Here is a 24,425-nt window from a genome sequence, read left to right as displayed (position 1 = left end):
TCCATGATATTAATTTTTAAATTGTGAGTAATAATAATGTTCTACTATGGTGATACTGTCCAGAAGTCTGGGGCGATAGTGCAGAATACTGTCATACAGTTTTTTTCCTGTAGGACTGCGACCGAGGCTATCTATGTACCTACGAAAGCACACAATTTTTTCAAATTCGGTTTTACTAATGGCAGTATTTAACTGGATGGATTTTTCTTCAAATGGTACCGCATTGGTTGGTTTGGTAATCGGAGTTATAGTTATGTTTTTAGTTGTATTCCCTGAAAGGCTATTCACAATCAGGTAAATGCTATAACCGCCGGTAAACACTGTAAAACAGAATAGGATAGTAATCCAACTTTTACGTGATAAATATGCTGTTTTACGCTCTAACCAGTGGGCGCACTTATATTGTAACCGAAGATTCGCTTCATCAAATCTTTGTAATAAACTACTCCTGAAACTATCTGCCTCAGCAGGACAATTTTTACTGTTTTTTTTAAAGGTGAATTTCATGATTTGTAGTTTTATTATTTTCTGTTTTCGGTACTTAAATCACGATTTTCGATTGTGTTCCACCGTTCGATCAAAAATCCATGTGGATTGTTATCACTACGAGATACATTGCGAAGATTCCCTTCCGTTATCAAGTTTCGGTATGCAATGCTGGTCGTTCTGGTGATATTTTGGATAGCATAACACCGGAATTGATAGGGATAGGTATTAATGTCAATTGTCACGCTGTCCACCTGTATGGTCTGGCTGATATTACCTGATATGATACCAGCGTAATACCCATTTTCTTTTAAATCATCATATATCCGTTTGGCACTGTCATCAGCAAGATAAAGTGCCTTTGTTACGTTACTTTTGATTACTTTATCGTCCGGGTCAAGGGTAAAGAATAACTTATGAAAGGTCTTTACATGATCTCGTGCTTCAACGGGTATATTATCTTTCCTGTCCGAAGCATAGGCTTCCAGCGCTTTTCCATTAGCCAGTATATAGATCTTATTCTGCATTTGTGATACTAAACTGAAACTCTTGTAAAGGGCGAAGCAGCAGATTACGATACAACCAGCTATCACTAACATAGTAAAGCCGCGAACATACCGAAAGGCGGTGTCAATATTTTTCATTTTGCTAAACATGATATTCTCTTTTTAAGGATTATGAATTGCCTTTTAACTTATCGCCCATGTAGCTGTCCTTATCCTTGAAGTAAGGAGCCGAAGTACCTAAACCAGACATACTTTGGGACATGCGGCCAGCGGCATTGCCCATCGCATCCACTACCATTCCTGCACCAGCAGATGCGGTGTTAACCGCTGAATTTGTGGAGTTACTGAAAATACTGGTCACTTTTTGGCCTAAAGCTCCGCCGCCGCCTGCGTGAACAATGTAATTAGCAACTGAGGGAACAGTAAAATAGCCCACGATACCGATAATCATAAATACCAGATACGCGATATCCGTCCTGCTAAAGAAGGTATCCCCATAATCATTGGCCTGTGCTATGTCAATCTTTAGCATCTTCTCCTGAATCTTACCGATGATACTGCCAAAAATATTGGCCACTGGCAGCCATAGGTAAATATTAATATAGCGTGCCAGCCAGACGGTCAGCGTATGTTGGAAACCATCGAAAACCGATATGCCAAAAACGAGTGGACCTAAAATAGATAGCACCACCAATTGAAAAGTCCGAAGTGTATCGATACAAAGCGAGGCGGCTTCAAAAAGAACCCGTAATACTTCACTCATCCATTCCTTGACTGAATTGCGAAAATTATAGGAAGCCTTGGACATGGCAAATTTGATGTCGTTCCCAATGCTGGCAAATACTCCTTCAGTGCTAGGATTCGCATCGTCATGCGTGTATTTATCCCATTTATCACGGTCACCGCTTCCATCTGCACCAACATACATCTTCCAGGGATCGGTACTCTTGAGTGCATCTTCTTTTTGTCGAAGTAGTACTTCAATAGCTTTGTTCGATCCCTCTACCATTGCGGCAGTTGCTATAACGGTAGGTTTCATCACGCCATTAATCATGTACAAAACCGAAGGAAAAATCATAATGCAGAATCCGATAACAAAAGGACGGAAAAGGGGATAAAAGTCTATCGGTTCCGCACTGGCGATATGCCTCCAAACCCTGGAGGCAATATACCAGATGGCCGCAAAGCCAGCGATTCCCTGTCCAACTCCCAAAAGGTTGTTACATAAAGGCATCATCTCGTCATACAATTGTTCCAATACACTATGCAGACTATTCATATCATCTGCCATCCCTTGTGCTTGGCTCGTAAAAGGCAATGCGATTCCTAGGATAGCAAATAATGCCCCCTTATTTATCTTTACCATGTTAGTGAGTATTTAGTTATTTACCTTGTAGATGCTACGCATCGCATTCACATCATTACGCTCTTTTGCACGCTGTATCGCCAGTACTGAAGTGTTGTTATTGAAGCTTCGCAGAAACAAAAGCTTATCCTGCATATCAGCATAAATTTTGTCAATGGATGCCAGTCGTTCATCATCGGACATTCGCATTTTGTTAGCGGTAATGACAGAGGTGAGCTCGTCAATATTTCTAAGGCTCTGCTTAAAAAGATTATTGTACACCCTTTCGAGATAGGCAATCTCATCGGGATTGAAATTCCCACTGTTTCTGAAACGATCAAATGCAGCCTTGTATTCCTTTACCAAAAGCACCTGATAGTTGGCGATATCACCAACACGTCTGTAATTTCGAATCGTTGGACTTACCTGAATGAGCGCATCAAGGAATGTTTCATGAAGGCTAAAGTTTCCCTGAGATATTTTTTTAACTGTATTATAACCGCCATTAAGAATTTCATAGCCCTTTTTCATATCCTTGAGAATCTGCCTGAATTGGGCAAGCTTTTCTATGTTTAAAATCAATTGCTGCATTTCCTGTGCTTGGGCTGTTACTTTCAACGGTAACAACAAACCAACAAGCACAATTCCTATAATTAGTATTTTTTTCATGGTAAATCAGTGTTAATGCCACGCAAGGCACGGCTAGTTTTTACCTCTTTAGTATCGGTAGTCCTTGAGAGGGACATCAATCTGGTTTGATTACTGAAACTCTCACAAAAAGTGTGGTTTTCCAGCATGTTCTCATAGATTGCATCGATTCGTTTCATTCGCTCATCATCTTTCATTTCGAGCTGCCCGTCTGTTACAATTGTGATGAGTTCCTCTAAATTGTCGTTACAATTTTCAATTAGACGATCGAATACCCGTTTGATATAATCCACTTCATCCCCGTGGAATAAATCATCCTCTTGAACTTGCCGATAAATACTACCGTAACTTTTTATAATTTTTGCCTGAAGGAAAATAATTTCAGCTACCCTTGCATACTTTTTTATTTTCGGGTTAACTGTTTTGAGCGAATTGAAATAATCGGTGTGAAGATTAAATTCGCCATGTTTGAAATCTCCTATGGTATTGAGTCCTTTTTTAGCAACGGAGTACCCTTTTTGAGCATAGTCAATGTAGATTTTCAGGGCGGCAATTTGTTTCAGGAGTGCTTCTCTTTGTTTTGCCTGTGCGTAACTATTTCCATTTAAGAATCCTGCAAAGAGCAGCAACAGCACTATTTTTTTCATGACTTTAGATTTTTAATTGGTAATTCCGTAGAACTTCTTTACAGCATTCACATCGTTTTTCGTTTTCGCTCTCTGCAGGCTTAAGAGTACATTTTGCCTATTGAACAACATAAGATCATCGTAGTTGGCATCAATATGATCCGCTGCGACATTGATGATTTCAAGTCTTTTGGCATCGCTCATCTGTGTGCTAAATGAATCAAGGATTAAAAAGATCTGATCAATGTTTTTTATGCTTTCATTCAATATGCCTGAGTATACTTTTTTCATATAGACCAATTCGTCCATATTAAAATGATTGTCTTGCTGAAATAGGCTCCAAGTCCTTTCGTACTCATGCACAAGACGTACCTGCTTTTGGGTGATGTCCCTGATGCGCTGGTAGTAGGTAATGATGGATTTGACCTTCATCAGTTCATCATAGTAATTTTTGTATAAGTCTTTTTGCTTCTGGGTCCAATTTGATATCTCATCCAGTTTTAATTTGGAGAGCGTATTCTCTAATTTCTTCTGGGCATTCTGCAACCATATCGTTTTGTTTTGCAGCCTCTGGATTCGCAGATCAATTGCTAATATGACTTTCGTTAATGCCTCTTTAATCAATCCAATTATTGGAAAAGCCGCAACGGTTGCCGCCGGTCTTGCAGGAGCGCTTAGGAGTAACAGGCACAGCAGGCAAATCATCATTTTTTTCTTTGCTTTCATAATTCTGTATTTTAGTGTGCGTTTCTTATTTATTCTACGATGTTATTCAACTTTCATACTCAAGCTTGCGCCCGCAAATCATTAGCCAGTGCCGCTATCCCTTTTTTGATGTCGCCATCAAATTTTTTAGCGTAAGCTTGCACTTTTACTTTTTCAGTTTCTTCGGTGGTGTAGGCGAGGTATTCTTCAAGGGATACTTCGGTGCGATATACTTTAGATTGTATTCCACCCAAGGAAATAAATACTTCCTTGTATTTTTTATCAGGATCATTGGCTTTGTTTACCGAAAGCACCAATGCTTTTTCTTTTTCCGTAAGTCCTAACAATTCCTGAATCTGTTCGAATTTATTTTGATACTTACTTTGATCTAACAGTATCTTGCAGTCGCTGTTATTGATAATGGCCTGTTTTACTACCGGTGAAGAAATAATATCTTCCACTTCTTGTGTAACCACTATTGCCTCGCCAAAGAACTTTCGTACTGTCTTAAATAAATATTTTATATACTCTGCCATACCTTCCTTAGCAATAGCTTTCCAGGCTTCTTCAATAAGAATCATTTTACGGACACCTTTAAGCTTGCGCATCTTACTGATGAAAACCTCCATAATGATGATAGTTACGACTGGAAAAAGTATCGGATGATCTTTAATGTTATCCAGTTCAAATACAATAAATCGTTCTTTCAATAGTTCCAGATTTTCGGTAGCATTGAGCAGGTAATCAAATTCACCTCCCTGATAATAGGGGCGAAGTACATAAAGAAAATTGTTCACATCAAAATCCTTTTCCTTAACCTTGTCTCCTTCCAATATTTCCACAAAATCGCCTTTCAGAAAATCGTAAAAAGTATTGAAGCAGGGAAACAAATCGGGATTGGCGTCGAGCTTTTCATAATAGAGTTGTAACGCATTGGATAATGCCACATATTCACTTCTATTGAATGTTTCATTGTCCTTTTTCCATAAAGCCAGTAGCAATGTTTTGATACTTTCTTTTTTCTCTGTATCCAGTGTGTCGCCCTCACTGATATAGAATGGGTTGAACCGGATCGGATTTTTTTCATCATAAGTGAAATAATAACCACCCACCATATCGCACAATCCTTTATAGCTGTGGCCGACATCAACAAGAACAATATGTGTTCCCTGCTCATAGTAGCTTCTGACCATATGATTGGTGAAAAAGGATTTTCCGCTACCCGAAGGTCCCAGAATAAATTTGTTTCGATTGGTACAAATCCCCATCTTAACTGGTTCATCACTGATATCCACATGAACTGGTTTTCCCGTCAAACGGTCTCCTAGTCGGATTCCAATTGGACTAAGGGAAGAACGGTAACCCGTTTCTAAATTCAGAAAGCAGGTGGCTTGTTCTGCGAACGTATCAAAGGTGTCATTCATTGGAAAGTCTGCCGAGTTTCCTGGAATGCCCGCCCAAAAAATTTGTGCAGCACCTGCAGTTTCCTGTTTAGCGGTCGCATCCATCTGCGCCAGTGCGGAAGAAACTTTATTCTTCAGGTCTTTTAATTCTTCTTTATCGTCAGTCCAGACCAATACATTAAAATGTGCCTTGACAGGTAACCGTTGCTGGCTAATAGCCTCATTAAGAAAATCATTAGTGGCATCACGTGCAATCAGATTTTCTCTGCTATAAGCGGACAAGGACTGTAATCGCAATCTTTTGCTTTCCAGTTTCTGCAATGTTTTTTGGAAATCCTCTATAAAAATATACTGGTTGTAAATGTGGTTACAGGAAAGCAATTGACCCAGCGTTGAGGCAAAACCGATACTAAACTTGGTCTTATCCGTGGAATATCGGTCATAGTTAATTCTGGAACCGCAAAGTGCAGGCAAGTCAGCTGCATCACCCAGTGTATAAATTTGGCAATGTTTGTCGCCAACCTGTAGGCCATCATTGAAAGCGATATCCTTAAAAACAAACGAATTTTCTTTTTCAGAAAGAAAGCAGTACCGTTCTATAATCCCAATCTTTCTGCTGTGGCTTCGGAGTTCATCATTTCCAAGGCGTTTCAATTTTACAAAACCACTGTCTTCTAAGATTCTTGCAAATTGTCCGGTACTGTCAGTAAATTCCTGACGTAGTTGCGCTTTTAATGTTTCTTCCGGAACTATTGAACTCCTGAGTAAATTAGAAAATAAGGAACTGGATGATTTTCTTCCTGCCGGTTTTTTGGTCAGGAAAATGTAGCACGAATGATCCAGAAAGGGACGTTCATTAAAAAAACGCTCACTACTACGGGTCAGGAAACTATTGTCCTCATTGGTAAAGTCCGGTTGAAACTTGCTGTCGATAAACCAATCCTGTTTATGGAATACACTGAACTTAGGAAGTAATTTTATTGCCTTCAGCCAAGTTTGGTGGAATGCTTCATACTCCTGATCCGACAAGGTAAATATCTCAGGCAACTCTGCCTTGAATACTACGGTTACGTCACCCTGTTTGGACAGTATGCAATCATGCTCAACATCCATAATCGGTAAAATATCATCTATCATCTTTTCCATCTACATTTTTATTTACCTGTTAGTAATTTTAACAAAATGTTATTTTTGCATTTTGAAAATTTTCCTGCTTTGGAACTTGATCGCTTTAGGAACCTGTCGTTTTGCCAAAGCTTTCATCATACCATGTTCTCCGTATTTCTGGCTCATCTTGTATATTTTTAAAACCCATAGTGCCCCTGAAACGCCAATAATTCCTAAGCAGACTATTGAGGGCAAACCTGCAATGTACATGGCAGCAAACAGAATCATAAGAACAATGACACCTCCACCAAAATACCATATGTATTGTGCTTTTAACCCTTTAAATTCGATACTTTGGTTAATTCCTTTGTTGATCTGATATACACTATTTGACATGATTGTTATGAGTTTAAATACCAAAGAAGGATTGTATTACCGTGGCCACAACAACCAGAAAAACGCAACTTCCAAACCAGGCGGCAGCCACTTTCCCGGTATCAGGATCACCCGCATTCCATTTTTGATATACCTTGACGGCACCGATTAATCCCAATATGGCACCAACAGCATACATTAGTTCGGTCCCTGCATCAAAGTAGCTTCGCACCAGTTGATTGGCCTCATTAATTCCTGCAACGCCGTCTTGGGCATAGGCATGATAACTAATGCTTAGCACTACCAAAACGGTAGTGACAGCACCCATTTTTTGTTGGGTAAATTTTCTAAAATTCAAGGAACACTTTTTCATAACACATTATTTTAAAATTCAAATAATTAAATAAAAAAGCGGAGGTTTCGCCACTGTCTCAATACCTCTTTCCTGTCACCTAAAACCATACCGCATGAGACGGACAGGGGCATTTCCTCCGCAATCTTGTATTAGCTTTTTTCATCCCATAAGGCTTCCACCTCCTGCTGACTCAAAAGGATAGATCCCTGTTTTTGGCATTCAGAAACAATCAATTCATCGACCGAGGAGCGGTAAGGAGAATCCCTTAACAAAGGATATGCTGTGAGAGCTAATCGCATATGATTCTCGAATTCCTGTTTTACCAGCTTTCTTTGAGTCGCATCGGTAATTACCTTTTTTAATCGTTTCACCAGCGCATCTACTTCCTGGAAAATAGTATCCGATCCGGAAGGTTCCGATTCCGATTCCGATGTAGTAATTTCAAAATCCAGATAATTTAATTCGGATTGAGGTTCTTGGTAATTTGTGTTTCCTAATGTGCGGAATTGAAGTTTCCGCTTTCCTGTCACGATTTCTTTGATGTCATCAAAATAAAATCGTAATCCAACAAATAAATACCAACTTGCCAACAGCAGGACAACTACAACTATATAATTGCCCCATGAAATGTTTGTAAACATACTTTCTTCATTTTATCGTTCCACATTAGTTCTTTGAAATCCGTTTAATGGAAAATTTTCCAAATCCGGATGTTCATCATTACAGGGCAAAGAAACGATAGACAACAAATCGTCACAAGTCCAACTTTTTGTTGAACCCCAAGCTGGACCCCTTGGACTCTCAGAAAAATCGGTACCTAGCAAGGGGTGTTTTTTTTGAAAAAGAGCAAAATAAAATTTTAGAACTTCTATTTAACAACGAGAATAGCCAATTTAGTTTCTTCAAACAAGTTTGAATTTGATAGGAAATAAATGAATCGTGCATTAATTTAGAAAGGCATTAATACGACTGTATTTTTTTTATGATGTGCTGTAGTGCTTCAATAGCCAATTCCTTATCCCGCTCTTCAGCCACATACGATTTGCTGCGCATGGAATCGTAAGAAAGGATACTTTTATTAGGTGTAGACAAATAGGGGACTATTGTTTTGAAGACCTGGTTCATGGATTTCGAGATGAGAATTTTTAACTCATTCGAAGCGCGTAGGATAAGTGCGGTCTGATCGGTTGATAATCTGCATAAAATTTTATCCTCGGTTCTATTGACCAAAGTACTTTTATATGGTTTTTTGCTCAGACTCTGCAATGGAGTAAGGGAAAGATGCTGTTGTTTTTCAAGAAAAATAATTTCTTGTTTGAACCAATCGCTTAAAACTTTTTTCAAATCTTGGTGATGTGGATTTAAGTTCACTCCATCTTTGCTGTGGATCTGATTGAATTCTTTGATATAAAACAACAAGTTCTCCATCTTTTCAATGGGAGTTTCATAAGTGCTGATTTTGTCAGTTATAGACTGTGTAAAATAACCGATAAAAGTTCGGCTATTAAAGTTCATATAAATCAAAAGGGCTTCTAATGTAGAAGGGGTATTTTCTTCTTTCTTTAGTGTTTTCAAAGATTCTAATTCTTTTATTAATTGCTTTCTGTACATCACTTGCCGGAAAGTGACCTTTTTATTCTTTTTAGAGTTGGCGAAAGAATAGAGGTTATCAAAAACAATATCAATAACTTTTTCATCATGAGCATTAGAAATCAAACTGTTTTTTAGTTTGTCTAACTTTTGTTTTATTTTCTTTTTTGAAATGGCAAGGTAGGTAACAGGCATTCTGGAATCCAGACTTAAAAAGTTGTCGAATCTCGATTCAACGAATGTGAGTAGTTCGTCCAGACATGAAAGTAAAGTGTCTGTAACCTCTTTGAGGTCATCAGTTTCAAGATTAATAGCATTATTATTTGCTATTAAATTATCCAAAAGGATTATTAAGGCCGAATGATAATTACCAACAAGTACCTTAATTTGCTTTTCTTTGGTCAGAGAGAAAATCTGAATTGTAATTTGTGACTGGATCAATTGTGTTTCTTGGGTGGCTTTTTCAATAATCGTTTTTGACTGAACTGACGTAATTTGATTAACATCGTTTTTTCTTGGATTAAGGGTCGATGTCACCACCGAATCCAGCCACTCTAAAAGATAGGTTTGAGTCATGTTTTTTACTTTTACTTAGTAAATCTTTCTCTCGATCGTAGATCGACAGTACTCTAAATCAATGCTTATAGAACATTTCTAACCCGATCAAAACATGTATTACATAGTATTCAATGGAAATTTAATCTTAAACGATATTCAGAAGGGGATAGGGAAGTATGCCTTTTAAAAAAAGTACTAAAAAAAGAAGAATTGCTGAATTGCAATTCTTCTGTAATATATAAAATGGTTAAATGGTTGTTTTGAAGCAAAATTTTTGCTTCCAGAACAATGGCCTGCTCAATAAATTGTTTCGCAGTTTTCTGGGTAACTTGTTTGACAGTTTTACTAAGGTGGTCTGTCGTAACCAGTAAAGTATCTGCATAGAATTTTACACTATGTTGTTTTCTGCAATTCATTTCTAAAATCGTAATAAATTGCATGACCAGTTTTTCCTTTTTTGTGTGTTTTACGGGTATATACCAAGAGGATCTGTGATACATTCCTGCTAATTCATACAGTAACAGATTAAAACTAAAAAGGATTGTCTCATTTTTAAAAATATGGATACTGGAACGCAGTACTTTACTATTAAGTAATTTAAACAGATCAGTAAGTAATACCACATCTTTATTCTTGAGAAAGATTTTGGAAGATAATTTGGTAATAAAAAATTCAAAATATCCAATATGAGGTCTCCTAATGCTATTCTCAAAAGCAAACTCTGGTGTGAATGATAGCAGGCAAATTTGCAATTGGTCGCTCATAATCAAAATTTCATATGAACTTCGCATTGGAACCACTAACAGCTCATTTTTGTTGACAGTAACTTCTCTATCATTTATTCGTATAGATAAAGAACCCGAATTTACGATCAGTATAGAAAAACGATCCAGCATGAGTAGCTCGCTAAAAGCTATTTTAGATGTAAAGCTTTCAAAAATGCAGATTTGCAAACCTAGATGACGATATTTTGAATTTTTACTTACCAAAACAATACTCGTTTATAGAATTATAATTGCAATCAGTTAAATAAACTTTACTTTGGTTTAAGTGGCTTGAGAGACTGCTTAGAAAGTAATCCGGCCATCAATGAGACTGAAACAAAAAGTAAATTTGACATACCACTCACAAAAAATAAGTAGGCGATTTTCCGTGGGTTACTACTTTTTATCTCGCCATTTGTGAGGTAGTCAATCATTTCATCGTAGGATAATAGATCTACGATGAAATAAAGACTAACGAGATTGAAGAGAATCAAAAACACGCTAAACGTGCATATTATTTCCTTTTCAATGAGTAGGATGCGGTGCATTATCACTCCGTTACAAGATTATTTATCATAATCCCTGCTACAAGTGACCTGATTACCCCAGTAGATGAATTATCGATGGCACCACTAAGTCCTCCGACACGATGACCAACAGAGGAGTCCCAATCTTCATCTTTACGAGGCAGATCATAATAGACTGAATACCTGACTATAGATGAAGTGGTGAGGATAATTCTCTTATCCTCGTTATTAAATTGAGGATTAGTCATCACGGATGATTCATATGAAATTATGAATTGATAAATTTCCTCATAGGAATTGCTTTCCACTAAAAGTACATCGTTCATAAAACTGGAAAGACTTCCTTTTGCTGTGTTTGTCATTGTAGAGTTTGCAATAGCCTCATCTAGTTTGACCTGAGGATTATTTACGATTTCTTGTATTACTTCAAGATTAATGGGCAGATTTGTTCCTACGTTTAAGAGCATTAAATCATTATTCTCAGCTGCGATGGCTTCGACTTGTTGGCTGATTTGTGCAATTGTATTGTACTGATAATTACCTGCCAAATAAATATCAAGGATGTCATTATGTAACTTACCCGCAAGGTCATATATGTTTGCCGGGTTTTCTGGGGTCAAATTTTGCACCAAACGTGCTGATTTTTCTGATTTCTTGCTGCTAACCTCGCCATTAATACTTTCAGTATTATCAATAGAGTCAGTGGTACAAGAGACGATTAGTAATAGTAAAATCACTAATCCTAATGAAATGTTTTTCATGATTGAAATGTGTTAAATGTGTCCGACTACTTTTATAGTCAGTTCATTTCACCCGGGTAAGCAGAACTTTAATTTAGCACGATGCTAAATGTTTTTGCTTTTGAATTCGAGGCAAATCTAGAAGTCGAATTTCAACCCCGCAACACATTGTGTATGGATTTTCATAATTTATGGTATGGATTTTCTGAAAATCCATACCCTGTTTTCTGACAAAAATTCGCTCATTATTAATTGTTTATGTTATATTTGAGGTAATTTCTAGCAAAATATCCTAAGGCTCTTTAATAAGCCGATTACTTGGCTCCAAAAAAGGTTTTTCCGAAGAAATTGTCCCTCATTTTAATTTGACCTATGATTAAAAAGTATCTGTTTTTACTCTTCCTTTGCTGGGGAGATCAAATTTGCGCGCAGGAAATCCATTTTAAAATTCCTGACACGATTCGAAATAAGGATTATGATTATCTCTTTGAACGGATAAAGGAATCAGAAAATGATCCTGTTAAAGAGACACTTTACCTTCAATCCTTTTTATCGAAAGCTAAATCAGAAAAAAATTCGCAGGAGATCGTAAATGGTTATAAAAATTATTTACGTCGCTCACCAGAAAATTTAAAGCTGGTGTATGCTGACAGTATGATCTATACAGCGAAGAAATCGAGGGACAATGCTTTGATAGGCTCAGCCTATCTGTCAAAGGGAATCGTATACTATGCCCAGAAAAAGCATAACTATGCTTTAGATAATTATCTTATCGCAAATAATTATATTTCCCAAACCAATGACAAGTATTTGATCTATAAGACGAAATACAATATTGCACACATTAAATACTATCTTGGGTTTTATGATGAGGCGATTTCTTTGTTTAGGGAATGCATTGGTTATTTTGAAAAAGAAGATTCCAGAGGTTATTTAAATTCTCTTCATTCACTTGGTTTGTGTTATAATCGCATTGGCAATTATGGGTTATGTACAGACACAAACGAGATGGGCATTGCAGAAGGGCGAAGACTCAATAATGATGAAATGGAGGGGTACTTCAATTACTCGGAAGGAGTTAATCAGTATTTTCGAGGCAATTATGCCGTAGCGATTAAAAAAATAACCTATTCGCTACCAAACATACTTAAAAACAAGGATTTTGCAAATGAAGCTGTTGGGTATTTTTATATTGGAAAAAGTTATTGGGACCTTAAGAATCCCCAAATGGCGGTACTGTATTTCAAAAAAGTAGATGCCATTTTTAATGATAAAGGATACATTCGTCCTGATCTTCGCAATAATTATGAATTATTAATCAGCTACTTTAAATCCAAAAGCAATCCGGATCGTCAACTGTATTATATTGAAAAACTACTTAAAGTGGATAGTGTCCTAAATAGCAGATACAGGTATGTATCTGGAAGAATCCACAAAGAATACGACACTAAAGAACTGCTTACACAGAAGAAAAAAATCGAAAACTTACTAGCTAAAAGAAAGTATAACGATTTCATTTTTACAGGTGTAATAGTCTTTTTATTCTTATCTGTATTATTTCTAATCTATAGACATATTAGAAACAAGAGAGTCTATAAACAAAGATTCGATGAATTGATGAAAAAAAGTGAAGCTATTACTAAAGTTGAATCCAAAAACATTGCCAATGGTATTGAAGACATAAATCAAGACACGGTAGCAGCGGTCTTAAAGCAATTGGAGAAATTTGAAAAGGATAAAAAATTTCTGGAAAAAGATTTGACTCTGACAAAGCTTGCAGTAGCCTTTGATTCAAACACAAGGTATATTTCAAAAATAATATCCCATTACCGAGATAAAAAATTTGTAGATTATCTCAATGACCTAAAAGTGGATTATTTGATTGTCTTATTGAAAGAAGATAAGATGTTGAGAAATTATACAAATAAAGCACTAGCAGAAGAAGTTGGGTTTAGTAGCACACAACGTTTTGCTACTGCTTTTTTTTCCAGAGCCAAGATGCCAACATCATATTTTATTGAGGAGCTTTTAAAAGAGCAATAAATTATAATTGAAAATTGGAATCTCTAGTATTGGATTATTTAAATATTAACTTAAACACTTTTCAGGACAGTGTCTTTATTGAGATTTACATTTTAACGAATTCCTAAACGAGTGATGTTTTCGTGTTGTTCTACAAAGGCTTTTCCTGGTAAAAACCAAATTAATAAAATATGTTACTTTCTGGGCGATGATTATAAAATTATGATGAATTAATGTCAGTTAAAGTATAGTACATTTTTTATTTTTTGTTTTAAAGCCCTGAAATGCACTTGCAGACAGAGCTTTTTTTTTAAAACTAATTTACATTTATTTATACCGATTGTTAACTAATGAATTTATTAAATGTTATGAAAATGGTTTAATAAGTTATTCTAAAACTTAAATTTGGAGTTCGTCGAAGTGAAAAAATTTTTACATCTTCAATAGAATTTGTAATCGTATTTATTCTATAATATTCATTAATTTCATTTTTCCGATTAAATACATTCAATAAAGAGAAACCCAGTTTATATTGAATTTCATTCAAGCTTTCCCATTTGTATGTTGTAGAAAAATTAACTTGAAAAAAATCATCCAGAACTTTATTATTAGGGGTATTATAATCAATTTTTGGATTTGAGGAATTACTGTAATTTATTGCTGAACTCATAGGAGTTGTCTCGGGTTTTCCAGAATACCATTTTGAACCCAATGCTATTTTTAGATTTTTTCTTTCATAGATTCCAGCCCAAGAGATAATTTGATCTAATTTAAAGTTGTTTGAAAACACAGGTTGCTCTAAATCCGGAAAGTGATAATTATTATTGTTATAAGTATAACTCAACCAAGTAATGAAATGATTTATTTTTTTTTGAACTAGCACTTCAACTCCTAAGACTTCATAATCACCATTAGTTTTTACAAATTCTAATTGGTTTTGAAATCCTTGGCTTGAGCTATTAATTCCAGTTACTTTTTTATAAAAATTTTCCAAAGTAAATAACCAATTATTTTTGATATAAGATAAACTAATTGATGCTTGTTTACTTTTTTGAATAGGCATCGTAGTGTTGTTTGCCAATATCCATCGTCTTTTTTCTATTCCAAAATAATCTTTCTGCAGATCAATAATCTGATAACAATTTTGACTTTTGAATTCACCTAATACTTCTAAATTAAAATGTTTGGTAATAGCATAATTAAACTGTAATCTTGGTTCAAAAAGGAATTTTTTAAATTTCTCTATATAATTTAATCGCAATCCTGTATTAAAATATATTTTGGATAAAGTATCGTTAAATTTTCCTTCAACTATGAGCGCATGAGTTCGCAGAACTTCTTTAATTCTTCTGTAATATATTGGGCTATTTACTTCATCTAAATTTATAGTGCCAATTTCGTTTAATTGATATCCATTATTAAAAGTAAATTTTGAATTGATTATATGACTATTCTCAAGTTTAAAACCATTGTCTAACACTTTGTTTTCCTGCTTTACAGTTTGGTTATCCTGTATTTTATTTTTTTTTGCATCAAGTTCATAGAACGAACTGTAAACATTGATATTACTGCTGTTTTTTGCATTCCAGTTTCGTTTCCATGAAAGATTGCCTCCGTAATTTTTTTGGTATAAAATATTATTTTCCGACTGAATTATAGTATTAATTCGAGTGCTTTGAAAAACTTTAAGTTGGTCATTTATAGTTATAAAATCTAAAATAAGATGATCTTTTCGTCCAATATTTTGAAAATATTTAACCGTAATGTCGTAAAAATTAAATTTCTCGTCACTTGTATAATCAACATTTTGATTATTGGAAAAATTAGTGATACTTGTGTTTTGAAAAGCCTTATTATAATATTCTTCATAGGTAGGTGTTTTTACTAGATCGGCTATAGATTTTCTTCCGGAAATTTCCAAGAAACCTTTTTTAGTGATATTAAACTTTGAATAAATATCTGCATTAATCATATTTATTCCTGCACCAAAACTGTTTTTTTCAAATTTATTGGGATTAGAGGAAATATCCACAACACTCGATACACTTTCTCCAAAAAAAGCTGAACTTCCGTTTTTAGTTATAGAGATAGTATGGGCTAAATTAGGATTGAACGCTGAAATTAATCCGAAGAAATGTCCAGTTTGATACATTTTTATTCCATTCCACAAAAATAAATTTTGATCATGGGTGCCACCTCTCACATTAATACTCGAAATGCTTTCATCTGTACTATAAATACCGGGAATTTGCAACATGGTTTGTAAAACATCGGATTCAATTAAACCGGGTAAAATTCCGAGTCTCTTTGGTTTTATTTCAAATGTCCCATCATTTTTTTTTGAAATTCCAGGGGTTAAAAAATGATTAGTTATTATATTATTTAGTTTAGAAACTTCAACTTCAATATAAATTTTTTGGGAATTTTTATTTTGTAAATCAGATACAGAAATTTTTTTAGTGGTAAATCCAATACAACTAACTAACAAATCAGTTAAGTTTTCTTTTTTTAGTTCAAAATATCCTTTTTTATTGGTTGAGGTACCAACACCATTTTCAAACCTAATATTCACATTTTCCAGTGGAGAATTATCTTCTTTCGAAAATACATATCCACATATATTTTTTGTATCTAATGCATTATTGCTAAAAATAGTAATGGATTTATTGTCTATATTTTCAAAGAATAGATTGGTTTTTTTTTGAAGATAATTAATCTTCTTGTTCAAGGACAAAGATTTTTTTGGAGGTACAATTTTAAAAACAACTATTTCATTATCAATATAATTAAAATAAACGTGATGTTGTTTTTCTATGGATTGCAGAATATCTTTTAATGGAATTGCTTTGCTTCTGTCTTGAGCTGTTATACTCACGGCAAAAACAAAGCAAAAAAATAAGATATAAATACGCTTATTAAAAAACATTTATTTTCCTTCAAAAATTATTTTGTTTGGAGCAATTTTATTCGGTTCTAAATGATAGGTTGTTGCAATAATTCGGAGAGCAACATCAAGATTGTCAATAGGAATTTTACCAGTAAATAGTTCGTCAGAATATTTTGCTTTCACTTCAATAGAAATGTTGTACTGCCTTTGAATTTCATCTAACAGGTTGGGTAAATTTTCTTTATTAAAAGTAATTGCATTTTCTAGCCATTCTGGTTTAGAAGCATTAATGGTTGTATTTATCTGCTTTCCATTTTCAAAAGTAACACTTTGCCCGTGGGTTAAAATTACCTCTTTTTCTTTGTAATTTACTTTTACCCTTCCTTCAAAACAAGTTACATCAAAACGACTTTTTCTTACTTTTACATTAAATTGAGTGCCAAGGACAGCAACCTTTCCAAGATCAGTTGCAACTTCAAATTTTTTGCCTTTTGCTACTTTAAAATAAGCTTCACCTTGTAATTTAAGATTTCTTTTATTGTTCCAATTCCATTTTTTATATTCAATTTCTGAACCAGCATTCAAAACTACTTCGGAATTATCAGGTAACAAAAAAGTGGTTCTTTTACCATTAGGCGCATATTGGGTTTGTGACGCAAAATTTTGCACCATAAATGTAATTCCTAGCCCGATAACTAAAACAGCAGCTGCTTTAAACAGCCATTTTTTGAATAAAGGAATAACTTTAGGCGCATTCTTTTTATGACTAATCGTATTTTCTAAAATCTTCTCTTCATTAAAATCCGGCGCCTCTAAATGAGCTGTATAGTTTTTAATTTTTTCGTATTTTTCATAATCAGGATTAGCTTTAAATTCAGCTAATTCGGCTTCTGTCAAATCGTTGTTTAGCCACTTTGCTAAAATGTGATTCTCTTCCATTGTATTAATCTTATTATGTTTAAAACAAGTAAAAACAAATTTACCCTACTTTATACTATCAATTTCTTTTCTTAGTTGGACTAAAGCCAAATGTATTCGCTTTTCAACTGCTTTAACACTTATATTTAATTCTTCTGCAATTTCGTTATATTTCTTACCATCAATGCGGTGCATCAAAAATGCAACTCGTTGTGTTTCATTTAAATTTTCAATTGATTTTAAGAGCTTGCTTTTGAATTGTTTTTCTTCGAGTATAAATTCCGGGTTTTCATTTGTTTTATCAAAACCGGCAAAATTCTTTTCATATTCCAAAACTACTTTTTGATGCGCAATTTCGTTAAGAGAATTATTATTGGCAATTATATAGATATAGGATTTCGCTTTTTCAATGGGGACCGCAGCACAGTTTTGCCAGAGTTTAATAAAAGCTTCCTGCGTTAAATCGTCAGCTTGATCTTTATTTCCATACTTATAAAACAGAAAATTGCGAAGTGACTTTGCATGACTTTTGAAAAAGGTTGAAAATATAATTTTATCGCAAGTTTCTGATAATGAATTTATTGTCATTTATTTCGTAATTTTTTACCTTACAAAGGTAAATTTATTTTTAAATTTTAGTAGGGTAATGTTACTGTAAACTGTTTTATTATTAAACCGCTAGTTTTTTTATATGAAATATGATAATAGAAACTCGATACAAATACCGATGAAGAAACACGAAACGGAGTTCGATGACACAAAAAAACAATACGAAAGTCATCAATTCCATATCCCATTAAAAAACAAATAGTAGCTACATATGAAAACAATTAAATATTTATTAATGAGTTTTACGGCAATAGTCTTTATTTCTTGTCAAAATGAGGATATATTGATTATTCAAGATACCACTCAAAACTTAACGGCCGTATCTCCTCTTACGAATTTGATTTCTAGGGTGTCCCAAAACGCTACTTCTCAAGATAACGTTTTGGATAATTCTAGTTGCTTTAATGTTCAGCTACCAGTTATTGTTATTGTAAATGGAAAGCAAATTACAATATCTAGCCAAAATGATTATACAACAGTTCAAGCTGCATTAGATGCTTTTTCAAATGATGATGATATAGTAAACTTTATATATCCAATAACAATTCAGTATCAAAATTTCAATACGCAAATGATTACTAATTCAAATCAATTAAAGGAGATTATTGATCATTGTGATGAAGATGATGGGTTTGATGAAATTGACTGTATACATATAAATTACCCAATAAAGATTAATATTTATAATGCAAATAATCAAATTGCAAATACTAATACTGTTCAAAACGATAAAGACTTATATAACTTTTTAGAAAATATGGACAGTAATGTGTTTATTTCTATCAACTATCCAGTTTCTATTACGAACCTGAATGGTCAAAATGTTGTAATTAGAAACAACTCTGATTTTGAAAACAGTATTGAAGATAGTATAAAAGATTGTAATACTAATTCCGGTAATGGAGGAAATCCGAATTTCACTTCGATTTTGACAGATGGAACATGGCATGTTTCTTACTTATTTAACACTATTGATGAAACTTCAAATTACAATGGTTATAATTTTTCTTTCAATTCTAATGGAACTGTTTTGGCTGTAAAGGGAACAAGTACTATTGGCGGAACTTGGTCAACTTTTGTAAATAGTGGTCAAGATGTATTGTTGTTAAAATTTGATGATAGCAAACTAGATGAATTAGAGGACGATTGGAATATTACGGAATATACAACTACTAACGTTAGACTGAAAAACGAAAGCAGTAGCAATGGAGACACTGATTATCTTTATTTTACTAAGAACTAATTATAACCAAATACAAACCTTAATCAGTTACTTAAATTGTGGGAACCGATTTTCATAAATGTATTTATAAAAATTATTTCTCAAAAAATATCAATTATAAGCCCCTAATTATTTATTACTTAACCAAAAAAAAATGAAAAAAGCATCAATTTTAGCTTTACTTATCATTACGATAAGTTCTTGTTATGCCCAGAATGATTTAAAAAACTGGAATTCTGTGCAACTTAATCTGTCCCTTTCAAAAAAAATGGACGTGAATATTGGCCATCTTCGGTCCTATAATATCAGTAACGGCTTTGCAAGCGAATTCAACCAATCATCACTAGGTATTGGTTATGATTTTACTAGGAGATTTTCAGTATCCAGTGGCGTTATAATAGGAGGATTTTCTCCCTCAGATGGAGCTAATCGATTGACAATCCGATCAACTTATAAAGTTCCAGTAGCCGATATATTGGTCTGGTCAAATTCTGTACAAGGTGAGTTACATTCTTCCAAAGAGACTCACTACAAGTATCGCATTCTTTATATTACAAAGCTTACAACTAAAAAGCGCTTCGACTTTTTGCGATTGCGACCGTCAATTTCATACTCTTTGTATTATAATATTGGAGGAAACCCGATTAAATATTATGACCAAAATGACAATTTCGCTGTTGAACAAACTCCTGATGGATTTCATCGAGGCCGATTATCATTAAATCTAAATTCTAAGATTACCAAAAACTTATCTGTGTCGTTGTATGGTATGATGCAACGAGAATTCAATCTTTTTTCAGATGACTATCATAAAATTAATGTGGAGAATCCTGTTAGTGGAAGAATTGTTCGTCCGTTTAATAATTATAATGTATTAGGATTAACTGCAACATTCAATTTTGACTTTATAAAAAGAAGTCAAAAAGTAAAAACAACAAAAGCAAATGAGGATTCAAACCTATAAAATACAGATCTCATGAAAAAGCGAATTAAAAAGACTTATATCTGCAAGGATATAAAAGACTACAATATCGATGAAACTATTTTGACTGATTACCACCCTAAAGTGGGAGATGTTGGCATATTTGAAATAATAAAAATAGGGAAACATAAAACTGTCGAGGATGAAGATAAGAGAAATGCAACGATTATTTCTTCTGATTTGATGATGGCTGCATTTGGCAACAGATATGCTACAGCTCAGTTTGAAGGATATGTGCCTGATAAATGCAATCAAGAATTACATATCCTTGGTGCAGGGGGTATTGTAGGCGTTGTGCATAGTATGCATTACAATTATATTGATATTGGCCCTACCACCATTAAGTTAGTTGGCCTTGTCAAAGATAAGGGAGGTAATGTTATGAATACTAAACTGAATCAGCAACCTAACATGATATCCTTTACAGGAGCTGTCGCTACCTCAACTAAAGTTATTTTGTCAGTGGGATCTTCAATGGATAGCGGAAAAACTACTTCCGCTGCCTATATGGTAAACGGGTTAAAGAATTCAGGATATAAGGTGGCTTATATTAAACTTACAGGAACAGCCTATACTAAAGACTGTGATTTAAACTACGACCTTGGTGCAGATATTACTGCCGATTTCAGTGACTTTGGCTTCCCGTCTACTTATCTCTGCGAAGAACCGGAGTTGTTTGATTTATATGAATCTCTTCTTCAAAAAGTAATTGCAATTAGACCAGACTATACGGTAATAGAAATTGCAGATGGCCTTTACCAACGGGAAACGATTATGTTACTAACGAATCCCCGTTTCAAAGAAACAATTCATAGTGTTATTTTTTCGGCTACTGACAGCCTTGCAGCTATAAATGGAGTGAATAGCTTAACTTCATGGGGGCTGCCTCCTTTTGTTTTAAGCGGATTGTTTACAGCCAGTCCTTTATTGATAAAGGAAATAAAAAACTATACAACGATACCTGTACTTAATCTTGGAGAACTTTCTGCTAATGGCGTAGAGATACTACATAAATACAATGAAAGTTTATTAGAAAACAAAAGGAATCTATTGAAAGCTCTTTAAACTATATCAGAAATACTCCAGTAAACAGCACTTTATGAAAAACATGACCTCAGAAAATAAAAATCTGCAAAGAGCATATTTCAGTAGCATAAAACCTGCGCTATCCCTGTATATTTTTATTGGACTGATACAAAGCTGTGCCGCTTTTTTAGTAACTGTTTCAATAGGTGAATTTTTTAAAATTCATTTCCATTCTCACAGCAGTAAAGGACGATTATTACATCTATTTGGTATCAAACCTCATACCCTTTATGCATTTTTTTTACTATTTATTATTCTGTTGCTGATAAGGACACTATTTGAATTTTTAGAGCGGTGGATAAGTTACCAGCAAGGAGAATTGTATGCAAAGCACATCCGCGAAAAAATTTTCCCTAAACAAATTAGCTGGAGTCAGGAGAAATTTCAGGAAAAACATTTTGGAAAATACCTGCTGCGTTACTCCAATGACATGAAGAGTGTTCAAAATTACCTTACAAAAGGAATTATGGGTGCCATAAAGGATGGATGCTTTGTGTTGATGGGCTTTGTATTACTTTGGATAATCCATCATCTGCTTGCCATCTATCTACTGATCATGACAGCGATTTTTATAGTTATCATTTTTATCATATCCAAATTACAAAAAAACATGATTACTGCTAGCCGAAATGAGAGAAGTAAATTATTGGCTTTCGTAACAAGAAGCTTTCACCGGCATAAATCCATTAAGGAAAGAAGTATGGAAGAAGCAACTAAACAACGTTTCAATGGAATGTCCGACCTGTTATATACGGCTAATATGCATAATAATCAGTTCGAGAGTATGCTGCAGGCATTGTTGACTTTGCTTCAATACTCAATAATCGGAATCTTATTGTGGTTAATGTCATTATCTTCAAGTTCTATTGGCCGCAATGATGCATTGGTTTTTATATTAATTACGCTGATGCTGATTTCACCAATGAAACGCCTATTGAAAGTTCCAGCAGTAATAAATAAAGGAAAAATTTCCTTTGGCAAAATAAATGAAATAATTAATTCCTCTACCGACCTAAACCAAGGAGATGAAGCAACTGCTGCTGGGCATGATAAAAACAATAGTATTCCTAATGCATAACAATTCCTGTAAAAAAAACAAGGGTAATTTCCCGGGCTATTCTATCTATTAATGCTCACAGGAGCTTGCTCTGTATTTGGAGAAAATGAGCAAAAAAAATAAAATGCATTTCTTCTTTGGACTGGATCTGTATCGTTCGCCAAAAGCATTACTTAATTAATTTAAGTAATGCTAATTATATATTACTTAACCTTTAAAAAAATGAAAAATATGAAAAAACTATCAATTTTAGCTTTACTGGTCATAATGGCAAGTTCTTGTACAGATAACCCTTCGGTTAATGGAAATGTTACATTGAAAGCATCTGCTGTGTCTGCAACAGGCATGACTTCCACTACAGCTCGTGTGGCATCTTCCGTTACTATCACCGACTTTAAGATTAACATTGGAAATATTAAATTAGAAACTGATGAAGAAGATGTTAGGCATAACGAGGATTCTATACATGAGGACATTAAACTTGTAGGCCCTTTTTTATTAGATCTCCTTGATCCTAACAAAACTTTGTCTCAATTTATCACTTCTGTAAATGTTCCAAATGCGAAATATGAGGAAATTAAGTTTAAGTTTGAAAAAAGTATTCAGCCTGGCGAAATGGAAGGTAAAACTTTTTTAATTAAAGGTACTATAAATGGTAAAAACTTTATTATTTGGAGTGGCGAGGATACTGAACTTAAAATGGATTTTGCAGATCCAACTAAAGATTTTACAGTTAATAGTAATGATGTAACTCTTAATATTAAAATACAACTGGACGCTCTAATGGCAAAGTTAACAACATTAGCCAATCAAAATCTACTTCAGGATACCGATGGCGATGGAGTTATAGAAATCAGTACTGATAATGATGATGCACACCATGATTTAGGGGAGCAAATAAAATCGCTACTTGAACAAGAAACAGACTTGGATGACAAGGACTAATTAAAATTTAAAAAAAAAGAGAAGCCGAAGTAGCTTCTCTTTTTTTTAAAGCAAAAATCTTAATTAAATGTTAACTAATTTATACTGGCACAGTTGTTGGTTTTGCAAAAAAAGTATTTATATAAAGAGTTAATATAAAATCATTAAATTAAATATTCAAAAATGAGAACATTAAAATTAATCGCTGCTGGAATAATCCTTTTTGCATCCAACTCAATTCATGCACAAATTTCAGTAAGTTTAAACATAGGTTCACCGCCATCTTGGGGTCCTGTAGGATATGAGGAGGCAGACTATTATTATTTGCCAGATGTTGAAGCTTATTATGATATAAGAGCTACTCAATTTATTTATTTTGATGAAGGAAGATGGATACGATCAAGATATTTGCCTAGAGAGTATAGAAATTATGACCTATACAATGGATACAAAGTGGTTTTGAATGATTATCATGGTTCTAGACCTTATAGAAATTTTGATAATGATAGAATGAGATATTACAGAGGTTATCATGGCAGACCACAAAGATCAATAAATTATAATAATCGAAGAGAATGTGATAATCGAAGAGAATATGACAATGATGATTATGACAATGATGAGGGTCATGGAAGTAAACATGGGGATGGGCATGAAAGAGACTAATTCCTGATAAAAAATGATAGAAGAGAGGGAGCCCAGAAATTGGTTCTCTCTTTTTTATTAAATCTGTTTATTTTTTATTGTATACACTCAACTGGGGCTGAGTTTTATTCTCCAAACCTACAAAACCATTTCTATAATCCTTTCTGGTTTTCCACATTATCAGAAAAAAAATGTAAAAACAAAAAAACACCTCATTTTAAAGCATCTTTTTTATATCTATGACAAAAATCGAATTGCTTCCTATATTAACGAGAGTACCAGCAAAATGTTATTAAACACAAATATTAACAAAATAGAATATAAGTTAAAAATAAATC

At 34.0% G+C, this 24,425-nt stretch carries 24 protein-coding genes; 7 read left to right on the top strand and 17 right to left on the bottom strand.

Going from position 1 to position 24,425, the window contains the following annotated elements; all coding sequences use genetic code 11:
• Nucleotides 1–9 precede the first annotated feature (9 nt).
• The 14 genes from OA85_RS16395 to OA85_RS16335 all read right to left on the bottom strand — a co-directional run bounded on the left by OA85_RS16395 (nucleotide 10) and on the right by OA85_RS16335 (nucleotide 11,756).
• Nucleotides 10–507: a hypothetical protein gene (locus OA85_RS16395; protein WP_039110920.1), complete on the bottom strand. Its 498-nt coding sequence runs from the start codon at nucleotides 505–507 to the stop codon at nucleotides 10–12.
• 14 nt (nucleotides 508–521) lie between these two features.
• Nucleotides 522–1,130 carry a conjugative transposon protein TraK gene (gene traK, locus OA85_RS16390; protein ID WP_255350544.1) on the bottom strand — a complete coding sequence of 203 codons (609 nt, stop codon included), beginning with the start codon at nucleotides 1,128–1,130 and terminating at the stop codon, nucleotides 522–524.
• Between the two features lie 31 nt (nucleotides 1,131–1,161).
• A complete protein-coding gene (gene traJ, locus OA85_RS16385) occupies nucleotides 1,162–2,358 on the bottom strand; it encodes a conjugative transposon protein TraJ (RefSeq protein ID WP_039110918.1) in 1,197 nt (398 codons plus the stop codon).
• 12 nt (nucleotides 2,359–2,370) lie between these two features.
• Entirely contained in the window at nucleotides 2,371–3,006 is a 636-nt protein-coding gene (locus OA85_RS16380) for a hypothetical protein (protein ID WP_039110917.1), read from the bottom strand.
• Nucleotides 3,003–3,632: a hypothetical protein gene (locus OA85_RS16375; protein WP_039110916.1), complete on the bottom strand. Its 630-nt coding sequence runs from the start codon at nucleotides 3,630–3,632 to the stop codon at nucleotides 3,003–3,005. The genes OA85_RS16380 and OA85_RS16375 overlap by 4 nt, the downstream gene beginning before the upstream one ends.
• A 12-nt stretch (nucleotides 3,633–3,644) precedes the next feature.
• Nucleotides 3,645–4,337: a conjugal transfer protein TraI gene (locus OA85_RS16370; RefSeq protein WP_039110915.1), complete on the bottom strand. Its 693-nt coding sequence runs from the start codon at nucleotides 4,335–4,337 to the stop codon at nucleotides 3,645–3,647.
• 59 nt (nucleotides 4,338–4,396) lie between these two features.
• Entirely contained in the window at nucleotides 4,397–6,865 is a 2,469-nt protein-coding gene (locus OA85_RS16365) for a TraG family conjugative transposon ATPase (protein WP_039110914.1), read from the bottom strand.
• Nucleotides 6,866–6,904: 39 nt separating this feature from the next.
• Entirely contained in the window at nucleotides 6,905–7,222 is a 318-nt protein-coding gene (locus tag OA85_RS16360) for a DUF4133 domain-containing protein (RefSeq protein WP_039110913.1), read from the bottom strand.
• A gap of 13 nt (nucleotides 7,223–7,235) precedes the next feature.
• Entirely contained in the window at nucleotides 7,236–7,529 is a 294-nt protein-coding gene (locus OA85_RS16355) for a DUF4134 domain-containing protein (protein ID WP_231557123.1), read from the bottom strand.
• A 176-nt stretch (nucleotides 7,530–7,705) separates the two neighbouring features.
• Entirely contained in the window at nucleotides 7,706–8,146 is a 441-nt protein-coding gene (locus tag OA85_RS16350) for a hypothetical protein (RefSeq protein ID WP_231557121.1), read from the bottom strand.
• 63 nt (nucleotides 8,147–8,209) lie between these two features.
• Nucleotides 8,210–8,380, bottom strand: a complete 171-nt coding sequence (locus tag OA85_RS17435; RefSeq protein ID WP_156129484.1) for a hypothetical protein — start codon at nucleotides 8,378–8,380, stop codon at nucleotides 8,210–8,212.
• Nucleotides 8,381–8,516: 136 nt separating this feature from the next.
• Nucleotides 8,517–9,722 carry a hypothetical protein gene (locus OA85_RS16345; RefSeq protein WP_039110910.1) on the bottom strand — a complete coding sequence of 402 codons (1,206 nt, stop codon included), beginning with the start codon at nucleotides 9,720–9,722 and terminating at the stop codon, nucleotides 8,517–8,519.
• A gap of 110 nt (nucleotides 9,723–9,832) precedes the next feature.
• Entirely contained in the window at nucleotides 9,833–10,693 is an 861-nt protein-coding gene (locus OA85_RS17130; RefSeq protein WP_156129482.1) for an AraC family transcriptional regulator, read from the bottom strand.
• Nucleotides 10,694–11,018: 325 nt separating this feature from the next.
• Nucleotides 11,019–11,756 (bottom strand): hypothetical protein, encoded by a 738-nt coding sequence (locus tag OA85_RS16335; RefSeq protein WP_039110909.1) that lies wholly within the window; start codon nucleotides 11,754–11,756, stop codon nucleotides 11,019–11,021.
• A 351-nt stretch (nucleotides 11,757–12,107) separates the two neighbouring features.
• Between OA85_RS16335 and OA85_RS16330 the strand changes: the two genes are divergently transcribed.
• Entirely contained in the window at nucleotides 12,108–13,778 is a 1,671-nt protein-coding gene (locus OA85_RS16330; RefSeq protein ID WP_039110908.1) for an AraC family transcriptional regulator, read from the top strand.
• Between the two features lie 358 nt (nucleotides 13,779–14,136).
• Here OA85_RS16330 and OA85_RS16325 read toward each other — a convergent pair whose 3' ends face one another.
• Genes OA85_RS16325 through OA85_RS16315 form a run of 3 tightly spaced genes read right to left on the bottom strand, consistent with a single transcriptional unit; the run spans nucleotide 14,137 to nucleotide 18,150 of the window.
• Nucleotides 14,137–16,683, bottom strand: a complete 2,547-nt coding sequence (locus OA85_RS16325; protein ID WP_039110907.1) for a carboxypeptidase-like regulatory domain-containing protein — start codon at nucleotides 16,681–16,683, stop codon at nucleotides 14,137–14,139.
• Nucleotides 16,684–17,583 carry a FecR family protein gene (locus OA85_RS16320; protein ID WP_039110906.1) on the bottom strand — a complete coding sequence of 300 codons (900 nt, stop codon included), beginning with the start codon at nucleotides 17,581–17,583 and terminating at the stop codon, nucleotides 16,684–16,686. It abuts the gene before it with no gap.
• Nucleotides 17,584–17,628: 45 nt separating this feature from the next.
• The gene (locus OA85_RS16315) at nucleotides 17,629–18,150 is read right to left on the bottom strand and encodes an RNA polymerase sigma factor (RefSeq protein ID WP_039110905.1); all 522 of its coding nucleotides are present in this window, start codon (nucleotides 18,148–18,150) and stop codon (nucleotides 17,629–17,631) included.
• Nucleotides 18,151–18,382: 232 nt separating this feature from the next.
• On the opposite strand from OA85_RS16315, the gene OA85_RS16310 reads away from it, so the two are divergent.
• From OA85_RS16310 to OA85_RS16285, 6 genes are all read left to right on the top strand, one after another.
• Nucleotides 18,383–19,414 (top strand): hypothetical protein, encoded by a 1,032-nt coding sequence (locus OA85_RS16310; protein WP_039110904.1) that lies wholly within the window; start codon nucleotides 18,383–18,385, stop codon nucleotides 19,412–19,414.
• A 133-nt stretch (nucleotides 19,415–19,547) separates the two neighbouring features.
• The gene (locus tag OA85_RS16305; protein ID WP_039110903.1) at nucleotides 19,548–20,357 is read left to right on the top strand and encodes a DUF2490 domain-containing protein; all 810 of its coding nucleotides are present in this window, start codon (nucleotides 19,548–19,550) and stop codon (nucleotides 20,355–20,357) included.
• Between the two features lie 81 nt (nucleotides 20,358–20,438).
• Nucleotides 20,439–21,440, top strand: coding sequence for a hypothetical protein (locus tag OA85_RS16300; RefSeq protein WP_156129480.1), 1,002 nt, complete (start codon nucleotides 20,439–20,441; stop codon nucleotides 21,438–21,440).
• A gap of 34 nt (nucleotides 21,441–21,474) precedes the next feature.
• Nucleotides 21,475–22,539, top strand: coding sequence for an ABC transporter transmembrane domain-containing protein (locus OA85_RS16295; protein ID WP_039110901.1), 1,065 nt, complete (start codon nucleotides 21,475–21,477; stop codon nucleotides 22,537–22,539).
• Nucleotides 22,540–22,785: 246 nt separating this feature from the next.
• Nucleotides 22,786–23,463 (top strand): hypothetical protein, encoded by a 678-nt coding sequence (locus OA85_RS16290; protein ID WP_231557120.1) that lies wholly within the window; start codon nucleotides 22,786–22,788, stop codon nucleotides 23,461–23,463.
• A 162-nt stretch (nucleotides 23,464–23,625) separates the two neighbouring features.
• Nucleotides 23,626–24,108 (top strand): hypothetical protein, encoded by a 483-nt coding sequence (locus tag OA85_RS16285; RefSeq protein WP_039110900.1) that lies wholly within the window; start codon nucleotides 23,626–23,628, stop codon nucleotides 24,106–24,108.
• The last annotated feature ends 317 nt before the right edge of the window (nucleotides 24,109–24,425 follow it).

The sequence above is a fragment of the Flavobacterium sp. AED genome (assembly GCF_000812945.1).
Lineage (GTDB): Bacteria > Bacteroidota > Bacteroidia > Flavobacteriales > Flavobacteriaceae > Flavobacterium.
The sequence above is the reverse complement of the archived record's forward strand: the minus strand, read 5'-3'. Positions and strand labels throughout refer to the sequence as shown.

Bases quoted from the DNA above. Each gene is read 5' to 3' on its own strand.
- OA85_RS16345 (WP_039110910.1), bottom strand. From the start codon at position 9,722: ATGACTCAAACCTATCTTTTAGAGTGGCTGGATTCGGTGGTGACATCG.
- OA85_RS16290 (WP_231557120.1), top strand. From the start codon at position 22,786: ATGGCAAGTTCTTGTACAGATAACCCTTCGGTTAATGGAAATGTTACA.
- OA85_RS16325 (WP_039110907.1), bottom strand. From the start codon at position 16,683: ATGTTTTTTAATAAGCGTATTTATATCTTATTTTTTTGCTTTGTTTTT.
- OA85_RS16380 (WP_039110917.1), bottom strand. From the start codon at position 3,006: ATGAAAAAAATACTAATTATAGGAATTGTGCTTGTTGGTTTGTTGTTA.
- OA85_RS16395 (WP_039110920.1), bottom strand. From the start codon at position 507: ATGAAATTCACCTTTAAAAAAAACAGTAAAAATTGTCCTGCTGAGGCA.
- traJ (WP_039110918.1), bottom strand. From the start codon at position 2,358: ATGGTAAAGATAAATAAGGGGGCATTATTTGCTATCCTAGGAATCGCA.
- OA85_RS16330 (WP_039110908.1), top strand. From the start codon at position 12,108: ATGATTAAAAAGTATCTGTTTTTACTCTTCCTTTGCTGGGGAGATCAA.
- OA85_RS16305 (WP_039110903.1), top strand. From the start codon at position 19,548: ATGAAAAAAGCATCAATTTTAGCTTTACTTATCATTACGATAAGTTCT.
- OA85_RS16295 (WP_039110901.1), top strand. From the start codon at position 21,475: ATGAAAAACATGACCTCAGAAAATAAAAATCTGCAAAGAGCATATTTC.
- OA85_RS16365 (WP_039110914.1), bottom strand. From the start codon at position 6,865: ATGGAAAAGATGATAGATGATATTTTACCGATTATGGATGTTGAGCAT.
- OA85_RS16335 (WP_039110909.1), bottom strand. From the start codon at position 11,756: ATGAAAAACATTTCATTAGGATTAGTGATTTTACTATTACTAATCGTC.
- OA85_RS16285 (WP_039110900.1), top strand. From the start codon at position 23,626: ATGAGAACATTAAAATTAATCGCTGCTGGAATAATCCTTTTTGCATCC.
- OA85_RS16310 (WP_039110904.1), top strand. From the start codon at position 18,383: ATGAAAACAATTAAATATTTATTAATGAGTTTTACGGCAATAGTCTTT.
- OA85_RS16355 (WP_231557123.1), bottom strand. From the start codon at position 7,529: ATGGGTGCTGTCACTACCGTTTTGGTAGTGCTAAGCATTAGTTATCAT.
- OA85_RS16360 (WP_039110913.1), bottom strand. From the start codon at position 7,222: ATGTCAAATAGTGTATATCAGATCAACAAAGGAATTAACCAAAGTATC.
- OA85_RS16315 (WP_039110905.1), bottom strand. From the start codon at position 18,150: ATGACAATAAATTCATTATCAGAAACTTGCGATAAAATTATATTTTCA.
- OA85_RS16320 (WP_039110906.1), bottom strand. From the start codon at position 17,583: ATGGAAGAGAATCACATTTTAGCAAAGTGGCTAAACAACGATTTGACA.
- OA85_RS16375 (WP_039110916.1), bottom strand. From the start codon at position 3,632: ATGAAAAAAATAGTGCTGTTGCTGCTCTTTGCAGGATTCTTAAATGGA.
- traK (WP_255350544.1), bottom strand. From the start codon at position 1,130: ATGAAAAATATTGACACCGCCTTTCGGTATGTTCGCGGCTTTACTATG.
- OA85_RS16370 (WP_039110915.1), bottom strand. From the start codon at position 4,337: ATGAAAGCAAAGAAAAAAATGATGATTTGCCTGCTGTGCCTGTTACTC.